18 protein-coding genes are annotated in these 20,797 nt (G+C 47.5%); 15 read left to right on the forward strand and 3 right to left on the reverse strand.

Going from position 1 to position 20,797, the window contains the following annotated elements:
* Positions 1 to 2 precede the first annotated feature (2 nt).
* The gene (locus tag NQ546_RS16680) at positions 3 to 149 is read left to right on the forward strand and encodes a hypothetical protein (protein WP_167319251.1); all 147 of its coding nucleotides are present in this window, start codon (positions 3 to 5) and stop codon (positions 147 to 149) included.
* Here NQ546_RS16680 and NQ546_RS16685 read toward each other — a convergent pair.
* Positions 125 to 526 carry a response regulator gene (locus NQ546_RS16685; RefSeq protein ID WP_017141279.1) on the reverse strand — a complete coding sequence of 134 codons (402 nt, stop codon included), beginning with the start codon at positions 524 to 526 and terminating at the stop codon, positions 125 to 127. The genes NQ546_RS16680 and NQ546_RS16685 overlap by 25 nt on opposite strands.
* Positions 527 to 612: 86 nt before the next feature.
* Here NQ546_RS16685 and NQ546_RS16690 point away from each other — a divergent pair, with 86 nt between their 5' ends.
* The 6 genes from NQ546_RS16690 (at position 613) to NQ546_RS16715 (ending at position 9,933) form a co-directional block, all read left to right on the forward strand.
* Positions 613 to 2,247 (forward strand): ABC-F family ATP-binding cassette domain-containing protein, encoded by a 1,635-nt coding sequence (locus NQ546_RS16690; protein ID WP_004288607.1) that lies wholly within the window; start codon positions 613 to 615, stop codon positions 2,245 to 2,247.
* A 78-nt stretch (positions 2,248 to 2,325) separates the two neighbouring features.
* The gene (locus NQ546_RS16695) at positions 2,326 to 3,702 is read left to right on the forward strand and encodes an FAD-dependent oxidoreductase (RefSeq protein WP_004288606.1); all 1,377 of its coding nucleotides are present in this window, start codon (positions 2,326 to 2,328) and stop codon (positions 3,700 to 3,702) included.
* 64 nt (positions 3,703 to 3,766) lie between these two features.
* Entirely contained in the window at positions 3,767 to 4,174 is a 408-nt protein-coding gene (locus NQ546_RS16700) for a DUF6769 family protein (RefSeq protein ID WP_004288605.1), read from the forward strand.
* Between the two features lie 113 nt (positions 4,175 to 4,287).
* Complete coding sequence (locus NQ546_RS16705) at positions 4,288 to 5,517, forward strand: efflux RND transporter periplasmic adaptor subunit (protein ID WP_004288604.1); 1,230 nt, start codon at positions 4,288 to 4,290, stop codon at positions 5,515 to 5,517.
* Between the two features lie 22 nt (positions 5,518 to 5,539).
* Positions 5,540 to 8,683 (forward strand): efflux RND transporter permease subunit, encoded by a 3,144-nt coding sequence (locus tag NQ546_RS16710; RefSeq protein WP_004288603.1) that lies wholly within the window; start codon positions 5,540 to 5,542, stop codon positions 8,681 to 8,683.
* A 20-nt stretch (positions 8,684 to 8,703) separates the two neighbouring features.
* Positions 8,704 to 9,933, forward strand: coding sequence for a TolC family protein (locus tag NQ546_RS16715; protein WP_004288602.1), 1,230 nt, complete (start codon positions 8,704 to 8,706; stop codon positions 9,931 to 9,933).
* Positions 9,934 to 9,960: 27 nt separating this feature from the next.
* On the opposite strand, the gene NQ546_RS16720 is transcribed toward NQ546_RS16715, so the two are convergent.
* Entirely contained in the window at positions 9,961 to 11,439 is a 1,479-nt protein-coding gene (locus NQ546_RS16720) for a methyltransferase RsmF C-terminal domain-like protein (RefSeq protein ID WP_004288601.1), read from the reverse strand.
* A gap of 145 nt (positions 11,440 to 11,584) precedes the next feature.
* Between NQ546_RS16720 and NQ546_RS16725 the strand changes: the two genes are divergently transcribed.
* From NQ546_RS16725 to NQ546_RS16750, 6 genes are all read left to right on the forward strand, one after another.
* Positions 11,585 to 12,268 carry a DUF6249 domain-containing protein gene (locus tag NQ546_RS16725; RefSeq protein ID WP_004288600.1) on the forward strand — a complete coding sequence of 228 codons (684 nt, stop codon included), beginning with the start codon at positions 11,585 to 11,587 and terminating at the stop codon, positions 12,266 to 12,268.
* A complete protein-coding gene (locus tag NQ546_RS16730) occupies positions 12,265 to 12,813 on the forward strand; it encodes an RNA polymerase sigma factor (RefSeq protein ID WP_004288599.1) in 549 nt (182 codons plus the stop codon). Before NQ546_RS16725 ends, NQ546_RS16730 begins: the two co-directional genes overlap by 4 nt.
* Positions 12,797 to 13,123 (forward strand): DUF5056 domain-containing protein, encoded by a 327-nt coding sequence (locus NQ546_RS16735; protein WP_004288598.1) that lies wholly within the window; start codon positions 12,797 to 12,799, stop codon positions 13,121 to 13,123. The genes NQ546_RS16730 and NQ546_RS16735 overlap by 17 nt, the downstream gene beginning before the upstream one ends.
* Before the next feature lie 251 nt (positions 13,124 to 13,374).
* Complete coding sequence (gene cls, locus NQ546_RS16740) at positions 13,375 to 14,565, forward strand: cardiolipin synthase (RefSeq protein WP_262580127.1); 1,191 nt, start codon at positions 13,375 to 13,377, stop codon at positions 14,563 to 14,565.
* Between the two features lie 85 nt (positions 14,566 to 14,650).
* Positions 14,651 to 15,445, forward strand: a complete 795-nt coding sequence (locus tag NQ546_RS16745) for a thymidylate synthase (protein WP_004288596.1) — start codon at positions 14,651 to 14,653, stop codon at positions 15,443 to 15,445.
* 83 nt (positions 15,446 to 15,528) lie between these two features.
* Positions 15,529 to 15,984: a dihydrofolate reductase gene (locus NQ546_RS16750; RefSeq protein WP_394356192.1), complete on the forward strand. Its 456-nt coding sequence runs from the start codon at positions 15,529 to 15,531 to the stop codon at positions 15,982 to 15,984.
* Positions 15,985 to 15,987: 3 nt separating this feature from the next.
* Here the strand turns inward: NQ546_RS16750 and NQ546_RS16755 are convergent, their stop codons facing one another.
* Entirely contained in the window at positions 15,988 to 16,464 is a 477-nt protein-coding gene (locus NQ546_RS16755; RefSeq protein WP_004288594.1) for an Lrp/AsnC family transcriptional regulator, read from the reverse strand.
* A 269-nt stretch (positions 16,465 to 16,733) separates the two neighbouring features.
* On the opposite strand from NQ546_RS16755, the gene NQ546_RS16760 reads away from it, so the two are divergent.
* The gene (locus tag NQ546_RS16760; RefSeq protein WP_081446747.1) at positions 16,734 to 18,080 is read left to right on the forward strand and encodes a glycoside hydrolase family 43 protein; all 1,347 of its coding nucleotides are present in this window, start codon (positions 16,734 to 16,736) and stop codon (positions 18,078 to 18,080) included.
* 80 nt (positions 18,081 to 18,160) lie between these two features.
* Positions 18,161 to 20,743 carry a glycoside hydrolase family 31 protein gene (locus tag NQ546_RS16765; protein WP_239463465.1) on the forward strand — a complete coding sequence of 861 codons (2,583 nt, stop codon included), beginning with the start codon at positions 18,161 to 18,163 and terminating at the stop codon, positions 20,741 to 20,743.
* The last annotated feature ends 54 nt before the right edge of the window (positions 20,744 to 20,797 follow it).

Here is a 20,797-nt window from a genome sequence, read left to right on the forward strand (position 1 = left end):
CCATGAACTTTTTCGAATCTTCCGTAAAATCTTCGCAGGAGAGTGCAGTTTGTGTCCGGGCGGAAAAAAAGAATCCCGGCAGCTATTCACACGTGCCGGGAGATGATGTAGAGCCGGTGGAGTCCTACCACACCAGTTGGGGCAGATAACTGCTCAGGCAGTTGCGCAAGGTGCTCAGTGTTATCGGTTTCACCAGCACCTCCGAAGCGCCGGCATTCATGGCATTCTCACGATCGGAAGAGAATGCATAGGCTGTCTGCATGATAATGGGCAAAGTTCCGCCTTCCCGACGAATGCGTTGGGTGGCATCCAAACCGTTCATGACAGGCATCTTGATGTCCATTAATATCGCATCCGCCTTGTCCCGGTTTTCGAGAAATAAAGAGACAATCTCCTCACCGTTCCTTGCCCACTGTACCTCACATTTCTTCCCTATAATAGCTTTTATCAGCTTGAAATTGCTATCATCATCTTCCGCAACAAGGATGAGTGGACGGTAATCTACCGATTGGTTTTCGATTTCCATGGCTAATATGACTGTTTGTTCAGGGCAAAGATATAAAAAATAATATATTTGCATTATCTTTGCAACTTATTTTTAAAAATGACATAATGATTTCTATTGACGGACTCGCCGTAGAATTTGGCGGCACCACCTTGTTTAGTGATATATCTTTCGTTATCAACGAAAAAGACCGCATTGCCCTCATGGGAAAAAACGGAGCAGGCAAAAGCACCTTGTTAAAGATTCTTGCCGGAGTGCGGCAACCCACCAGGGGGAAAATCTCAGCGCCCAAAGACTGTGTTATCGCCTACCTGCCCCAGCACCTGATGACAGAAGACGGACGTACCGTCTTTCAGGAAACGGCACAGGCCTTTGCCCACCTGCACGAAATGGAAGCCGAAATAGACCGCATGAACAAAGAGCTGGAAACCCGCACCGACTATGAAAGCGACAGCTACATGGAACTCATCGAACAGGTGTCCGCCCTGAGCGAGAAATTCTATGCCATCGACGCTACCAACTACGAAGAAGATGTGGAAAAGGCATTGCTTGGCCTTGGGTTTACCAGAGAGGACTTCGACCGCCAGACAAGCGACTTCAGCGGTGGCTGGCGCATGCGCATCGAACTTGCCAAACTGCTGCTGCAGAAACCGGATGTGCTTTTGCTGGACGAGCCCACCAATCATCTGGACATCGAGTCCATCCAATGGCTGGAAGACTTCCTCATCAATAACGGAAAGGCGGTCATCGTCATCAGCCACGACCGCAAGTTCGTGGACAACATCACCACCCGCACCATCGAGGTGACAATGGGACGCATTTACGACTATAAAGTGAACTACTCGAAATATCTGGAACTCCGTAAAGAACGTCGCGAACAGCAACAAAAAGCATACGACGAACAACAGAAGTTCATTGCCGAGACCAAAGAATTCATCGAACGCTTCAAAGGAACCTACTCCAAAACCCTGCAAGTGCAAAGCCGCGTCAAGATGCTGGAAAAGCTGGTGCTTCTGGAAGTGGACGAAGAGGACACATCGGCATTGCGGCTCAAGTTCCCACCCTCTCCGCGTTCCGGCAATTATCCGGTCATCATGGAGAACGTAGGAAAGACCTATGGCGACCACATCGTATTCAAGAACGCCAACCTCACCATAGAGCGAGGCGATAAAGTAGCTTTTGTGGGCAAGAACGGCGAAGGTAAGTCCACACTGGTGAAATGCATCATGGGAGAGATAGAACACGAAGGAACCCTTACTATCGGCCACAACGTGCAGATAGGCTATTTCGCCCAGAATCAGGCATCCTTGCTGGATGAGAACCTGACGGTCTTTCAAACCATCGACGATGTTGCCAAAGGGGAAATCCGCAATAAGATACGCGACTTATTAGGCGCTTTCATGTTTGGCGGACCGGAAGAGTCCATGAAAAAAGTCAAAGTCCTGTCGGGCGGCGAACGTACGCGACTGGCCATGATTAAGCTGCTGCTGGAACCGGTGAACCTGCTGATACTGGATGAGCCTACCAACCATTTGGACATGAAGACCAAAGACATCCTGAAACAGGCCCTTATGGACTTCGACGGGACACTGATACTCGTGAGCCACGATCGTGACTTCCTGGACGGACTGGTCAGCAAGGTTTATGAGTTTGGCAACAAACGGGTAACCGAACATCTGAGCGGCATCTATGAGTTTCTCGAAAAGAAAAAAATGGACTCGCTCCGCGAACTGGAACGGTAAACTTTCATTAACTAACTTCCTGCAACAATACATTGTTCTTATTGTTTCATTCTCATAAATCATTAATTATGAATTAGAATGAAACAATATGACGCTATAATCATAGGGTTCGGCAAAGGCGGGAAACTGCTGGCTGCCGAACTTGCCAACCGCAACTGGAAAGTGGCAATCATTGAACGTTCCTCACAAATGTATGGAGGAACATGTGTAAACGCAGGGTGTATTCCCACTAAAACGCTGATTCACGAATCGGAACAAGCCGAATGGCTCTACCGGGACAACTACGACAGCCAAGCCAAATTCTACACATCCGCCGTAAGCCGGAAAAACAAGCTCGTATCATTCCTGCGGGACAAGAACCACGAGCATCTGAAAAGCTACCCCAACATCACGCTGTACGACGGTGAGGCATCCTTTATGTCCAACGACACCGTAAAGGTTGCCCATGACAAAAAGGAAATCCTGCTTCAAGGGAAAGAGATCTTCATCAATACAGGCTCCACCCCCATCCTGCCCGATGTGGAAGGACTGAATGAAAGCAAGCATGCCTTCACCAGTGAAACGCTGCTCCGGCAAAGCGTACTACCCAAGCACCTGCTCATTCTTGGCGCCGGAACCATCGGAATGGAGTTTGCCACCATGTATGCCGGTTTTGGAAGCAAAGTCACTTTATTGGAATCCGGCAACCGCTTTATGCCCAAGTCGGACCGGGACATAGCCGAATCCATGCTGGAAGCCCTCAAAAGAAAAGGCATTGAGGTACGGCTGAATGTCCATGCACTATCCATGTACGACACTGCCAACGGCATGACCCTGACCTATACGGACAATTCCGACGGCACTCCCTACTTCCTGGAAGGGGATGCCCTGCTGCTTGCCACAGGGCGCAGAGCAATGACCGACGGCCTCAACCTTCACGCAGCCGGCGTACAGACCGACGCCCAGGGGGCTATCGTCGTCAACGGACATCTGCAAACCACCTCTCCGCATATATGGGCAATGGGAGACGTCAGAGGAGGCGCCATGTATGACTATTTGTCCATTGATGACTTCCGCATCATCACCAACCATTTATTCGGCAATAAAAAACGGAATATGGACGACAGGCTTCCGGTGCCTTACGTCATCTTTACGGACCCTCCCTTGGCACACATCGGCACCACCGAAGAGGAAGCCGTAAAGCGCGGTTACTCGATCCAAGTGTCCCGGCTCCCGGCTGCCGCCATTCCGCGTGCCCGCACCCTGCAACACATAGACGGCATGCTGAAAGTTATTGTCAATGCACATACGGGCCGCATCATGGGATGCACCCTGTTTTGCGTCGATGCGCCCGAAGTCATCAACCTGGTGGCATTAGCCATGAAAAACGACCTGCATTACAGTGTCCTGCGCGATTTCATCTTCACACACCCCAGCATGAGCGAAGGATTAAATGATTTATTCAAGGCTTTTTAGCATCTTGTTCTTGGCAGTTAAATGATTAACCTCTATCTTTGCAACCGGTCAAAGACAGAGAGGAATGAAAACGAAAAGGTACATTGCATATTTCCTGTTCTTCATCAGCATGATTATGCTGACAGTGCCTGTCATTCCCCATCATCATCATGAAGACGGCATGATCTGTATGAAAAACGACCTGCCGTCCGACGGGTGTTGCCACCATCAAGACGCTTGCAACGAACATTGCTGCTGCGATACAGGCTGCATGACCACCCATTTCTTCCAACAGACCCCCAATCCGAACAACAGCGACATACAGCCCTGCTTCGTATGGGTAACCACCCTATTTGTGGAACCTCTTCTCAAACTCCCGACCCTGCCCGACGAAACAGGCATAAGGCAAGAGTTTATCTACTTGGAATCTCTGCATGGCACGTTCATCACACGTGCCACCGGACTTCGCGCGCCCCCTTCCGTTCTTGCTTAACCCACATTGCCGAAAGGAACTCCTTTCCCGGCAGGAGAATATATGCAACTTGGTTGCACGCCACATTCTCTAATTTTGTATTCCAATAACAAGTAAGAATAAAAACAACTATCATGAAGAAATTTATATTCATGGGGGTCATAGGATTGTTCCTGTTGGGCTCCTGCAATAGTAAGTCCGGTGAAGGACACAACCACGAAACGGAAGAACACGCCCATGCGGGACATGATCACGAAGGTCATGACCATGAGAGCGAAAACCATGAGCACGAAGGAGCCGGCCACGAGCACGAGCATGCTGCGGAAGCTGCCGCCGGCCATAGCGACGAAATCATATTGCCTCCGGCTAAGGCGCAGGCCGCCGGCGTGGAGACGAGCATCATCGAGCCGGGTACTTTCAATCAGGTGATTAAGACCAGCGGCCGGGTTATGGCTGCACAAGGCGACGAGAGTGTTGCCGTAGCCACTGTGGCCGGTGTCGTTTCTTTCCATGGAAAAGTAATAGAGGGCATGAGCATCAGCAAAGGCACTCCCCTCGTAGTGCTTTCGTCCAAGAATATGGCAGACGGAGATCCCGTACAAAGAGCGCGGATTGCCTACGAAACAGCCAAGAAGGAATACGAACGGATGAAAGAACTGCTTCCCAACAAAATCGTTTCGGAAAAAGACTTCGCCCAAGCCCGGCAGACCTATGAGAATGCCCGCATCAGCTATGAAGCCGTTGCCCAAAACCATTCGGCACAGGGTCAGGCCATCCCCTCTCCTATCAGTGGATACGTAAAAAGCCTCTTAGTGAAGGAGGGTGACTATGTCACAGTGGGCCAACCGCTTGTAAGCGTAACCCAAAACCGCAAATTATTCCTGCGTGCCGATGTTTCGGAAAAATATTATCCTTATCTCCGCACAATCGGCTCTGCCAACTTCTGCACTCCTTATAACAATAAGGTATATACGCTAAAGGAACTGAACGGACGCCTGCTTTCTTATGGGAAAGCATCGGGCGAAAACAGCTACTACGTGCCCGTCACCTTTGAATTTGACAATAAAGGAGATATCATCCCCGGTTCTTTTGTAGAAATATTCCTGCTCTCCTCCCCCATGGAGAATGTTATTTCACTTCCCCACACAGCCTTGACCGAAGAACAAGGCAGCTTCTTCGTCTATCTGCAAATAGATGAAGAAGGATACAAAAAACAACCCGTCACTCTCGGAGCCGACAACGGCGAAAAGGTGCAAATCCTTTCGGGCGTCAAAGCCGGTGACAAGGTAGTGACCCAAGGCGCATACCAAGTCAAACTTGCCGGCGCCACCAATGCAATTCCGGCACACAGCCACGAACACTAATAATAATTATGAGTTTTGAATTATGTTGAACAAGATTATACATTTCTCCCTTCAGAACCGAATATTGGTGCTGGTGGCATCCGTATTGCTACTGATTGGCGGTACATATACTGCAATGCATACGGAAGTGGATGTGTTCCCCGACCTGAATGCCCCGACCGTAGTTATCATGACCGAAGCCAACGGTATGGCAGCCGAAGAAGTGGAACAGTTGGTCACCTTCCCGGTGGAGACTGCCGTAAACGGTGCGACAGGAGTACGCCGCGTACGCTCTTCCTCTACAAACGGGTTTTCCGTCGTATGGGTTGAATTTGACTGGGAAACGGACGTTTATCTGGCACGCCAGATTGTCAGCGAGAAACTGGCTGTCGTCAGCGAATCGCTCCCCTCTAATGTGGGCAAGCCTACCCTCGGACCGCAATCGTCTATCTTAGGCGAGATGCTGATTGTGGGGCTGACTGCGGACTCTACTTCCATGCTCGACCTGCGCACCATAGCAGACTGGACAATCCGTCCGCGCCTCCTTTCTACCGGCGGTGTGGCGCAAGTGGCCGTACTGGGTGGCGATATTAAAGAATACCAGATACAACTCGATCCGGAACGGATGCGTCATTACGGCGTGACTCTCACAGAAGTGATGAACGCTACGCGCGAAATGAACCTGAATGCCAATGGCGGCGTGCTTTATGAATACGGAAACGAATACATCGTACGCGGAGTGATCTCCACCGACCGGGTGGAACAACTTGCCAAAACAACAGTCAAGCTGCAAGGCGGTGACACCTCATCCGCTTCCCCGGCCTCAATGCCCGACGTTCCCGTCCTGCTGGAAGACATTGCAGACGTACGCATCGGAGCCAAACTGCCGAAACTGGGCACAGCTTCCGAACGCGGGAAACCTGCCGTACTGCTGACCGTAACCAAACAGCCGGCCACAAGTACCCTTGAGCTGACCGACAAGTTGGAAACCTCCCTGAAAGACCTGCAGAAGAACCTGCCGCCTGACGTAAAAGTCAGCACCGACATCTTCAGGCAAAGCCGCTTCATTGAAAGTTCCATCGGCAACGTGCAGAAGTCATTGTTCGAAGGAGGTATCTTCGTCGTCATCGTCCTGTTCCTGTTCCTCGCCAACGTGCGGACCACTGTCATCTCATTGGTCACACTTCCCCTGTCACTGATAGCCTCACTGCTGGCATTACACTACATGGGCTTCACAATCAACACAATGAGCCTCGGAGGTATGGCCATCGCCATCGGCTCGCTGGTAGATGATGCCATCGTAGATGTGGAGAACGTGTACAAACGATTGCGGGAGAACCGTATGAAACCGCAGGAAGAGCGTCGGCCCATACTGGAAGTTGTATTCAACGCCTCTAAAGAAGTGCGTATGCCCATACTGAATTCCACACTCATCATCGTGGTAAGTTTCGTTCCGCTGTTTTTCCTCAGCGGCATGGAGGGCAGGATGCTCGTACCGCTGGGCATCGCCTTCATCGTGGCACTGGCAGCTTCCACCGTCGTAGCCTTGACGGTGACGCCTGTACTGTGCTCCTACCTGCTGGGCAAGGAAAAGATAAAAGATGAAAAACGCTCCACCGGAGACTCACCCGTAGCACGTAAAATGAAAGAGTGGTATGGCGCAGCGCTAACCTTCGTATTGGGACATAAAAAGAGCGTATTGGGCGGAACTATCGGCCTGTTTGTGATAGCACTCGCCTGCTTCTTCACACTGGGACGCTCCTTCCTGCCGCCATTCAACGAAGGCTCCTTCACGATCAACATATCATCCCTGCCGGGCATCTCATTGGAAGAAAGCGACAAGATAGGCCATCGCGCCGAAGAATTGCTTCTTACCATCCCCGAAATCCAGACCGTAGCCCGCAAGACAGGGCGTGCCGAACTGGACGAACATGCTTTAGGCGTCAACGTTTCGGAGATCGAAGCCCCGTTTGAGTTGAAAGACCGCTCGCGCAGCGAACTGGTGGCCGACGTACGTGAAAAACTGGGTACGATTGTCGGTGCTAACGTGGAAATCGGCCAGCCTATCAGCCACCGCATCGATGCCATGCTGTCCGGAACGAAAGCAAACATAGCCATCAAGCTGTTCGGTGACGATTTGAACCGCATGTTCTCCTTGGGCAATGAAATAAAAAACAGCATTCAGGACATCCCCGGCATTGCCGATTTGAATGTAGAGCAGCAGATTGAACGCCCGCAGCTCATCATCTCGCCCAAGCGGGAAGTACTTGCCAAATACGGCATCTCATTGCCGGAGTTTTCGGAGTTCGTCAATGTGTGCCTTGCAGGCGAATCCGTATCCCAAGTGTACGAGAAAGGAAAGAGCTTCGACCTCACCGTACGCGTCAAGGATGACTTGAGGGATGAGATGGAAAAGATACGCAACTTAATGATTGATACCGGCAACGGACAAAAAATACCGTTGAACTACGTAGCGGACATACGTTCGGCAATGGGCCCGAATACAATCAGCCGCGAAAACGTAAAACGTAAAATCGTGATCTCCGCCAACGTTGCCGACCGCGACCTGCGTAGTGTGGTGAACGATATACAAGAGCGCGTAGACAAACAAATCAAACTGCCCGAAGGCTACCACATCGAATACGGCGGCCAGTTTGAAAGCGAACAGGCTGCAAGCCGCACACTGGCATTGACGTCATTCATGTCTGTCGTTGTGATATTCTTGCTGCTGTATCACGAGTTCCGCAGTGTCAAGGAAAGTGCAATCATCCTTATCAACCTGCCTTTGGCACTGATTGGCGGCGTGTTTGCCCTGCTCATCACCACAGGGGAAATCAGCATTCCTGCCATCATCGGTTTCATCTCCTTGTTCGGCATCGCCACCCGAAACGGCATGTTGCTGATCAGCCATTACAACCACTTGCAAAAGGAAGAGGGCTACGGAGTGTACGACAGTGTGATACGCGGTTCGTTGGATCGCTTGAATCCTATTCTGATGACAGCCCTGTCCAGTGCACTGGCACTGATCCCGCTGGCACTCAGCGGCGACCTTCCCGGCAATGAAATACAAAGCCCTATGGCGAAAGTTATTTTGGGAGGACTGCTTACCTCTACCTTCCTGAATGGCTTCATCATTCCGATTGTCTATCTGATGATGCATGGGAAGAAGAAAGTGACAAACGAATAAATGACTTAAAAACAGAACGTATGAAACAAATATTTATACTCACCGCCGCCCTCCTCACCTGTATGGGGATGAGGGCGCAGGATACGGGCATCGACTCCGTACTTCGCCAGATAGAGGCGAACAACAAGGAGCTGCAGGCCAACGCACAACTTATCTCTTCGCAGAAGTTAGAGAATAAGGCAGAGAACAACCTGCCCGATCCCACCCTTTCGTATGCCCATCTCTGGGACTCCAAAAACAGTGATGAGACCGTAGGAGAAATGGTTGTTTCCCAAAGCTTCGATTTTCCGACCCTATACGTAACAAGGGGAAAGATGAACCGCCTGAAAACCGGAGCTTTAGATGCACAGGCGGCAACCATGCGTCAGCAGATATTACTGCAAGCCAAAGAAGTATGTCTGGACATCATCATGTTGCAACAACAGCAGGAATTGCTCAATGCCCGGCTGAAGAATGCAGAGGAACTGGCCGCTATGTATGCCCAAAGACTGTCCAACGGGGATGCCAATGCTCTGGAGACCAATAAAATAAACTTGGAACTGCTGAATGTACGCACCGAATCGCGTATGAACAGTACAGCATTGAACAACAAAATCAAAGAACTGCTGGTGCTTAACGGGAACCAGCCGCTTACTCCCGGCAACAACTTGTCCGAAAATCCGGCAATACCCACAGCCCAAGCCCTCGGCCTGACGGACTATCCCATAGTTCCACTGCCTGCCGATTTCTATCAGGTATGTAATGAGCAACTGGCAGCCGACCCTTCCTTGCAATCGTTCGACAATGAGAGTGCCGCCGCCCGCAAGTTCATTTCGGCAAGCAAACAAGGCTGGCTGCCGAAACTGGAATTGGGCTACCGCCGCAATACCGAATCAGGACATCCGCTGAACGGTGTTGTAGTAGGTTTCTCCTTCCCTCTCTTTGCCAATAAAGGAAAGGTAAAGATTGCCAAAGCACAAGCCATGAACATCGATTTCCAAAAAGACAATGCAAAAGTAAAAGCAAGTTCCGAGTTGTGGCAGCTCTACGAAGAAGCCCGCAACCTGAATGTATCTATGCAGGAATACAAAGAGACCTTCCAAGACCAGCAGGACCTGACTTTGCTGAAGCAAGCTCTTGCAGGCGGACAAATCAGCATGATAGAGTACTTCGTTGAAGTGTCGGTGGTTTATCAAAGCAAAACAAACCTTTTGCAACTGGAGAACCAATACCAGAAGGCAATGGCCCGGATATACAAAAATGAACTTTGACCGTAATGAAGGGAGGCGCGATCAGAATCAATCACTAATCCCCCTCACCTTCTCCGGCAAATAACCGCTGCGAATACGCCATTCCTGCGGATAAAGATTGTTGGCGCGGTTGCCGATATTCTTAACAAAGCCGAGAGGTATATCCTTATATGTGAGTAAAACCACACCGCGAGGGGCTGCATCCGAAAGGGTGACAGCCTCTTTCCGTAAATATGCAATGGCCTGTCCGTAGGAGATTTCTTCGCGAGGGAAAGCATCCGGCCCCAATATCCGGCTCATCGCCAACGCATGATTGGGAATCCAGTCTTTTCCTTTTTGCTCGGCTATCCCTACCCCTGCCTGCACGATGCGCAATGACGACTGCAATGCCGACAATTCAGGAAGATAGCATTTAGGGAAAGCACTGACACTGCCGTCGCTCTGAATAAACTCATACTCATCCAAAGCCGGAATCCAATTCCGGAATACAGATAACTGCTCTTTCGAAAGTCCCGGAGTTTTCATCCCTTTTCCCTGAGATTTCCTACCCTTTCCCTTGGCGTTTTCCCCCCTCACTCCCGGAGTTACGGAAACTTTTCCCCGGACAGACAAGCGCTCATCCCAAGCCTTACGGCTACTCATACCCGGTTTTCGGAGAACAGCCATAAAGAAGCCTTCGCCTTTCGTCTTATAAGGTAAAAAGCGGTAGACGGGAAAATGTTCTCCCGGCAACAGGTTGCCCGTTATGTTCCAATCTTCTGCAACATCAAGCGGAAGCACCTCTGCACCAAACTCATCCCTTATCCAACGGATATTTTCTTCATTTTCCTTCGTATTATAGGTACAAGTACTATATATCAGGATGCCACCCGGCTTGAGGCAAGGCCAGATGTCCGAAATAATTCTTCGCTGACGACGCCAGCAAACTTCTACATTCTCCAAACTCCATTCGCTTACCGCCACAGGGTCTTTACGGAACATCCCTTCACCGGAGCAGGGCACGTCCGTCAATATTATGTCAAAGAGATCTTTCAACGGCGTAAAGTCCGACGGATCGTTATTGGTGACCACAACACCGGTGTGCCCCCATTTTGCCAAGTTCTCGGAAAGTATTTGAGAACGGTTACGAATGACTTCATTGGCTATCAGCAAACTGTTTTCGGGAAGAATGCTGCGGACATGCGTCGACTTACCACCCGGAGCTGCGCAAAGGTCAAGCATTACCGCCGGCTCCTCACCCCAATGTTGCCTCAAGACCTGCTCCACAAACATGGACGAAGCTTCCTGCACATAATAGCAACCCGCATGAAACAAAGGATCGAAAGTAAACGTCAGGCGTTCTTTAAGATAAAAACCGGAAGCACACCAGGGAACTTCATCCTCCCCAAGCTGAAAAGCAAACGGCTTCAACGGATTCAACCGGATGCTGACAGGTTGCTCCGACTCCAAAGCCGCCGTCAATCTCATATAATCCTCATCTCCCAAAAGATTGCGGGTATAGTCTGTAAATAAAACAGGTAATTCCATGTGTGCGCTATTTTAAGTACGCAAAGATAACATAAATATTCGGCGGCCGATAGTAGCTATTTTAAAAAAAATATCGTCTCTTTGCAACTTTCTAAATGATTGGGCACGTCTAACACACAAAGAAATTAATAAAATAAAAAATAGCATGATTATGAAACGTATCATTTTTGCATTAATGACAGCCATAATGCTCTGTACATTGGCACAGGGAAAGAACAGAACTGTAACAGAAAATGACAGCTTGGGAAACCCAAAAAGAGTTATAGAACTGAAAGATACCATGATTAACGGAAAGTCCGTAACGGACACACTCAGCATCATGACTTATGAAAACAGTACCCATCGTCATACCGAAAGCGATAATGATTATAAAAGCCGCAATGACGCTTATGACTTCGGCTGGAATATCGGACATAACACCCGGGAAGCAATCATCGCCATCGTAGCCATTGTTTCCGTCTTCGGCTTACCGCTGGTTGTCGTATTCATCGTCTTTTTCTTCCGCTATAAGAACCGGAAAGCCAAATACCGTTTGGTAGAACAGGCTTTGGCCAGCGGACAACCGCTGCCGGAACACCTGTTTAAAGACACCGAATCAATAGATACCCGCAGCAAAGGAATCAAAAATGTGTTTGCCGGTATCGGACTGTTCATCTTCCTTTGGGCCATTACCGGCGAATTCGGACTGGGCTGCATCGGACTGCTCATTATGTTCACAGGATTCGGACAAGTCGTCATCTACTATACGCAACAGCACAAAGCCCCCCAAAGCAACGGGCAACCCGATAATACAAAAACAGGCTTTCCGGAAAAGAATGAAGAAAAATGAGCCAGCTCAATGATATATCGTTAGTTGCACAGGTCGTGGTGTTTCACAACACCAGGGCCTTCGACCGGTTAGTAAGAAAGTACCAGTCACCCGTACGGAGGTTCTTCCTGCATCTGACCTGTGGCGACAGCGAATTGAGCGATGACCTTTCACAAGACACATTCATCAAGGCATATACCAACCTGGCCTCATTCAAGAACTTATCCAGTTTCTCCACATGGCTCTACCGTATTGCCTATAATGTTTTTTATGACTATCTTCGTGCCCGTAAAGAGATGGACAGCCTGGAGACACGTCAAGTAGACGCTCAATGCTGTACGCAACAAAACGACATAGGTCAACGCATGGATATCTACCGCGCGCTGAGTATGCTGAAAGATATGGAACGAACCTGCATCACTCTTTTTTATATGGAAGATCAAAGCATTGAAAAGATTGCAGGCATTACCGGCTGCCCCGCAGGAACAGTAAAAAGCCATCTGTCGCGGGCCAAAGATAAAATGGCTGCCTACTTAAAACAAAATGGTTATGACAGAAAACGATGATAAACTCTTAACTGCTTTCTTTGCCGGAAACCGGCAGGAAATACCGGACAATGGCTTCACCCGCCGCGTGATGCGCCATTTACCCGACCGTACCCACCGGATTTCACAAGTATGGGTAACATTCTGCTTCACGCTGGCATTAGTGCTGTTCTTCGCCTTCGACGGTTTGCAACAAGTGCTGGGTACGCTTCGTGAGACATTCACCACCGCTGCCCAAAGCGGAATGACCGAACTTGATCCCAAATCCTTACTGGTAGCAGGGATAGTGCTGCTTTACCTGCTCTACCGCAAGATATGTTCACTGGCTTAGATGGATTCGGCAACCTGAAACAGAAAAAATCCCCATAGGATAAACAAACTTCCTCATAGGATAAACAGATTTCCTCATAGGACAATACAATCCGCCCTTACCTTACCTCTCCATTGGCAAGGTAAGGGCTAATTTTTTATAAACGAATGAACATATCTCAACGATATATTGTATATTTGCCAACTCATAAAACTAAATAACCTTACAAAGTTTTGAGACGGATTATATTCATTATATTATTTGCATCTTTCATTGGAAGCGCCCGGGCGCACACTACCAGCGACTCTCTTGTTATGAACTACATGCGGGAAATGGGAATACCGCTGACTTACAACAATAAAGTTGAATTACTAATGACCGGTCGTGAAAAGTTCACCGACTTATTCGAAGCCATTCGCCATGCCCGGCATCATATTCATTTGGAATATTTCAACTTCCGCAACGACTCCATCGCCAACTCCCTTTTCGACTTATTGGCAGAAAAAGTGAAAGAAGGCGTGGAAGTACGTGCCATGTTCGATGCATTCGGCAACTGGTCCAATAACCAACCGCTAAAAAAACATCATCTGCAAGCAATAAAGGCACGTGGCATCGAAATTGTCAAGTTCGACCCTATCACTTTTCCCTATATCAACCATGCCATGCATCGCGACCACCGTAAAATCGTCGTGATCGATGGAAAGACAGGCTATACAGGCGGGATGAACATTGCCGACTATTACATCAACGGTTTACCCAAAATCGGCAAATGGCACGATATACACATGCATATAGAAGGGGACGCCGTACGCTATCTGCAAGGCATCTTCCTGACTATGTGGAACCGGGAGACCGGACAACACATCGGCGGTCCGGCATACTTCCCCAACCTGCCCCAATTTCCGGACAGCATAGCCGAAGAGATTTCAATAGTGGACCGCACCCCGCGAGAAACACCCCGTTCCATCAGCCATGCCTACGCCGTTTCAATCGAAGCCGCCCAAAAAAACATCCAGATAGTGAACCCTTACTTCGTACCGACAAAATCCATTCGTAAAGCCATCAAAAAAGCATTAAAGAAAGGTACGGAAGTGGAAATAATGATACCGGCAGTATCGGATATCCCCTTTACGCCTGAAGCTTCCTTCTACATTGCACACAAGCTGATGAAACGGGGAGCTAAAGTCTACTTGTTCAAAGACGGTTTCCACCACTCCAAAATAATGATGGTGGACAGCACTTTCTGTACAGTAGGTACGGCCAACCTTAACAGCCGCAGCTTACGCTACGACTATGAAACAAACGCTTTCATTTTTGACCCGGCAACCACCAATCAACTGAACAGCATGTTTGAAAAGGATAAGCAAAACAGCACTTTGCTCACTCCCGAAGTATGGAAGAAACGTTCCGGCTGGAAGAAATTCGTCGGCTGGGTGGGAAACCTGCTGACTCCTTTCCTGTAAATCGTTCCCTTTAATTTTTGATTCTTATTTTTTTATTCTCCCAAGAACTTTAGCTACCTTTGGCGAGGCTTTTAACAAGTAAACCATGAAACAATATTTAGACTTGCTCAACCGCGTGTTGACTGAAGGCATAGAAAAAAGCGACCGCACCGGAACCGGTACAATCAGTGTATTCGGACATCAGATGCGCTTCAATATGGACGAGGGATTCCCTTGCCTGACAACTAAGAAACTTCATTTGAAATCCATCATTCATGAACTGTTATGGTTCCTGAAGGGCGATACAAATGTGAAATACCTGCAAGAAAATGGTGTGCGCATCTGGAATGAATGGGCAGACGAAAACGGAGATTTGGGACATATCTACGGCTATCAATGGCGTTCATGGCCCGATTACAAAGGCGGAACAATCGACCAGATCAGTGAAGCGATAGAAACGATCAAACACAACCCCGATTCACGCCGCATCATAGTCAGCGCCTGGAATGTCGGCGATCTGGACAACATGAACCTGCCTCCTTGCCACGCATTCTTTCAGTTTTACGTAGCCAACGGCCGGCTCAGCCTGCAACTTTACCAGCGGAGTGCGGACATCTTCCTGGGAGTGCCTTTCAACATCGCATCATACGCATTGCTTCTACAAATGGTAGCACAAGTCACCGGACTGAAGGCAGGAGATTTCGTACATACTCTGGGAGATGCGCATATATACCTGAACCATCTGGCACAAGTGAAACTCCAATTGAGTCGTGAACCGAAGGCATTACCGCAGATGAAAATAAACCCGGACGTGAAGAATATCTTCGACTTCAAATTTGAAGATTTTGAATTAATCAATTATGATCCGCACCCGCACATCGCCGGAAAAGTTGCGGTATAAAAGAAAGAGAAAATCTCATCCTATAAGAACCATTTGAACCCTGTACAGACATGATCAGCATTATTGCCGCAGTAGACCGCCACATGGGCATCGGTTACGAAAACAAATTATTGTTCTGGCTTCCCAATGACCTGAAACGCTTTAAAGCGCTTACTACCGGAAATACAATCATCATGGGACGGAAAACCTTTGAGTCACTGCCCAAAGGCGCTTTACCCAACCGTCGCAACATAGTCTTGTCTACCCGCCCCGATACCCAATGCCCGGGTGCAGAAGTATTCCCCTCTCTTGAGGAAGCCTTGAAAAACTGTGCACAGGACGAACAAGTCTACATTATAGGCGGAGCCAGCGTATATCACCAAGCCCTCCCTTTGGCAGACGCACTTTGCCTTACCGAAATAGATGCTGAAGCTCCCCATGCAGATGCATACTTTCCGGAAGTAGATCTTAAAATATGGCAAGAAAAAAGCAGGGACTCCCATCCGATAGACGAGAAACATCCCTGCGCTTATGCTTTTGTCGATTATATCCGCCGATAGGATTTACTCCTCTTCATCTTCTACTACTATCGGCATCTGACGCTTAATCGCTTCGTGGAAAGAGATTAACGTTTCCGTACGCGACAAGCCCAACGGTTGCAGCTTATCGTGAATAATACTCAGTAAATGGTGATTGTTCCGGGCATACAACTTAATGAACATATCATACTTACCTGTCGTAAAGTGACACTCCACAATTTCAGGAATAGCCTCCAACGCTTTTGTCACAGCATCAAAAGTAGCGGGATCTTTTAAATAAATTCCGATATATGCACAGGTCTCATATCCTATCTTCTCCGGATCTATAACATATTCCGATCCTTTCAATATCCCCAGATTAGTGAGTTTCTGAATACGTTGATGAATAGCTGCTCCAGATACATTACAAGCTCTGGCCACTTCAAGGAAAGGAATACGTGCATTATCGGCAATCAACTGCAGTATTTGCTCGTCTAAAGTATCCAATTGATGATGTCCCATTTCTATTTTCAATAATTAATTTTATAAATGATTTCCCGCATTTTACTACGGCAAGGTGCAAAGTTAGCCATTTTTTCTCCAATAAAAATACGAATTATAACTTTTCTTGCTAAAAAGAGAATAATCGCACATTCGGGAAATACCGGGACTATTATGTAACATGGACAAAAAAAGATGTAACATACTTTTGGAGCAGATTGACGGAAAATGAATTCCTTTGTAACAGAAAACACGAAATCATGAAAAACATAATTAAATTATCTGCAAATATGAAATCTTCTTTAAAACTTTTAGCATTTTGCTCATTACTCTCGACAACCGCCTTGTCACAAGAACTATCGTTGAACATGCCCATCATCCAAACCAAGTACACAGCCGACCCGGCTCCTATTGTGTACAATGACACTGTCTATCTCTTTACCAGCCACGATGAGGATGACGGCGAAAATTTTCACATGAAGGACTGGCTCCTCTACACCTCTACCGATATGGTGAACTGGCAGGATCGTGGCGCCGTAGCCTCGCTCAAAGATTTCAAATGGTACAAAGGCAACAATGGTGCCTGGGCACAGCAAGTGGTTCGCCGCAACGGCAAATGGTATATGTATTGCCCCATTCATGGCAACGGCATCGGCGTGCTGGTGTCCGACTCTCCTTACGGCCCTTTTAAAGATCCCATAAACAAACCGCTGGTATGGCAAAAGGAACACTGGTACGATATTGACCCCACAGTATATATTGATGATGACGGCCAAGCCTATATGTACTGGGGTAACCCGAATCTCTATTGTGTGAAACTGAATGAAGACATGATTTCCTACTCAGGCGAAATCATGGAGCTACCCCATATCGAAGATTATCAGGAAGGCCCTTGGTTCTATAAGCGAAACGGACACTACTATTTAGCCTTTGCCTCTACATGCTGCCCTGAGGGTATCGGCTATGCCATGAGTAAAAACCCGCTTGGGCCATGGGAGTATAAAGGGCATATTATGGACCATACCCCGCGGACTCGTGGCAATCATCCCGGCATCATAGACTACAAGGGTAAATCTTACTGTTTTGGACAAAACTATGATATCTTCCGTTTGGAAACAAGCCGCCACGCAGAACGGCGCTCGGTGTCGGTTGCTGAAATGGAGTATAACCCTAACGGCACCATCCGCATGCTGCCTTATTTTCACGAATGTAAATTGGAACAGATTGAGAAATTCAATCCCTACCGTAAAGTAGAAGCAGAAACAATGGCTTGGGGCTTCGGGCTGAAGACCACTCCCAAGAATATCTGGAGTCACGAACACTGGAACCAGCTGGTAACAAGTATAGATGACGGCGAATACCTAATGGTGAAAGGTGTTGATTTTGGAAAAGGAGCCAAGACGTTTAAAGTCTCCGCTTCTGCCCACCTATATGGCGGCATATTGGAAATTCACATTGACCAAAAAGATGGTCCATGTGTCGGCACAGTGAATATCTCACATACGAAAAGTGAACTTCGCGAGTTTACGACGTCTGTTGTGAACTTGAATGGCGTACACGATCTCTATCTTGTTTTTAAAGGTGGGAAAGAACTGAAAAAGAACCTATTTATGTTGGACTGGTGGGCATTCGAGTAAAGAACAGCCATTGGCACAATCGTGTACTTCCCAATATACTGTAAATCAAGTCACTCATTCACAGAAATAAAGCATAGAACATGACAAGAAAAACACTGTTTTTATTCGTTTTGCTGATTGGTTGCTTTACGGCCTTTGCCCAAAATGATTCTCCTAAAAGCAATTGTGTGAATATCGAATTGCCAACAGGAAAGCTTTCTTTACAACCGCTCAATCAGAATACGGTGCGCGTAAGGTTCACCAAAGGACAGGCTGTTCCGAAAGAAGAATTAATCTATACAGAAGATGTAGCGTCTCCTGCATATAAAGTGAAAGAGAATAATACCTCACTGAAACTTTCACTTGAGAAAATGATTGTAGTTTATGACAAACAGCGTCATACACTGACTTTTACCGATGCTAAAGGGCAAATTATCTTGCAGGAAAAAGAAGGAGGGCGTTTATTGAAAAGTTCTACTGTTCAAGGCGAACCGACCTTTTTGGCCGAACAACATTTCTTATCACCGGCTGATGAATACTTGTTTGGCACCGGACAATTTCAAGATGGCTATTTAAATGTGCGGGGACTGAGCAGACGCCTTACACAAGTTAATACACAGATCGCAATTCCTTTTATTCTTTCCAACAAGGGATATGGCATTTTGTGGAACAACTATGGTCTGACAGACTTTAATCCTGCCGACGAGTCTGTAAAGTTATTACCGGCAAAGACAGAGGGACAAGCCGTTACAGTGGACGCGACAAGTACAAAAGGCAATAAACGTGAGACTCGTCTCTTCAAGTCATTCACAGCAACATTCAGTGTTCCGGCCGACGGACAGTACGGATTGCTGTTGGATGTAGGGCAGCGTATGGCACGCAAACATTACATCGCTATTGATGGAAATAAAATTGTCGATGTGAATAATTTGTGGCTCCCTCCTACAACTTCCGTTATAGTAGAATTATCGAAAGGAGAACATACTGTTGAAGTACAGGGCGTAAAGGAAGATTCCCCCGTATTATATTGGAGACAAGTGACCGATGAGACTGTCTTCCGTTCTCCGGTAGCACATTCTTTGGACTATACCGTATTCTCCGGAAATGCTGATGAAATAATAGCCGGTTACCGTCAGTTGACAGGCAAAGCGCCTATGTTGCCGCTTTGGGCATTAGGCTATATTCATTGCAGGGAACGTTATAATACACAAGCGGAGCTGTTGGAAAACGCACATGAATTTAGGAAACGGAAGCTCCCTGTGGATGTAATCGTACAAGATTGGCAATGGTGGGGAAAGTACGGGTGGAATGCCATGCAATTCGATGAAAGCAAATATCCGGATCCCGGCAAAATGGTACGTGAGCTTCATAACATGAACATGCACCTGATGTTGTCCGTTTGGTCTAAAATAGATAAGCAATCGGCACTTGGAAAGCAAATGGAGTCTAAAGGTTTTTACATTCCCGGCACAGATTGGATTGATTTCTTCAATCCTGATGCAGCAGCTTTTTATTGGCATAATTTTAGCAGTAAACTATTGAAGCCCTACAAAATTGATGCGTGGTGGCAGGACGCTACCGAACCGGAAAATGATGATTTACTGAACCGGCGAATAAACAATGGGAAAACTCTGGGTGAATTCTACCGCAATGTTTATCCGCTTTTTGTGAATAAAACCGTCTATGAAGGCTTACGTAAGGATGACCCGGATCGGCGTGCTATGATATTAACCCGAAGCGGGTTCTCCGGTATACAACGATATGGTGCAGTAACATGGTCGGGAGACGTAGGCAATGACTGGGAAACACTTCGTCGGCAAATAGCTGGCGGATTAGGGCAAATGGCTACCGGTCTGCCTTGGTGGACCTATGATGCAGGCGGCTTTTTCCGCCCTTCCGACCAGTATACGAATAAAGATTACCAGGAACGAATGTTGCGTTGGATACAGGCCGGAACCTTCCTGCCATTGATGCGTATTCATGGTTATATGAGTCAGACAGAGCCTTGGCGGTACGGAGAACAAGTGGAACACATTGTTTCCGACTTCTTAGACCTACGTTATCGCCTATTACCCTATATATATTCACATACTGCATTAGTTTCACACCAAGGAGGTACTTTTATGCGTCCGCTGATATTTGATTTTTCACAAGATAAGGAGGCTTTGAAACAGCAGAATGAATATATGTTTGGAAACTCCTTACTGATTAATCCCATAACCCAAAGCAATGTACAAAGCTGGAAAACCTACCTTCCTGAACATGAGGCAGGATGGATTGATTTTTGGAATGGAAAGGCCTATGAGGGAGGAGAATACGTGGATATTCCGGCATCAATAGAGAAAATCCCGGTATTTGTAAAAGCCGGTACCATATTACCGTTAGGCATGAAAAAGCAATATGCTTCGGAAAATCTTAGCGCCCCCTTGGAGATACACATTTATCCGGGTGAAGACGCTTCATTCATTTTATACGAGGATGAGGGAGATAATTACAATTATGAAAAAGGGGCATATAGCAACATCCGTTTTAACTGGAATGACCGTAAACGAGTATTGACGATAGAAGAACGACAAGGAGAATATCCCGGCATGCAGGCCAACAGGACTCTCCGTATCATAAGTCCGTCTGCGGAAAAAACAGTCGTATATCAAGGTAAAAGGATGAAAATCCAATTGCCATAACCTATTGCAAGAATAAAAAAGTGTTTGTTTAACGATACAAGAAAATAAAAAACG

It is taken from the genome of Bacteroides eggerthii (assembly GCF_025146565.1).
Classification (GTDB): domain Bacteria; phylum Bacteroidota; class Bacteroidia; order Bacteroidales; family Bacteroidaceae; genus Bacteroides; species Bacteroides eggerthii.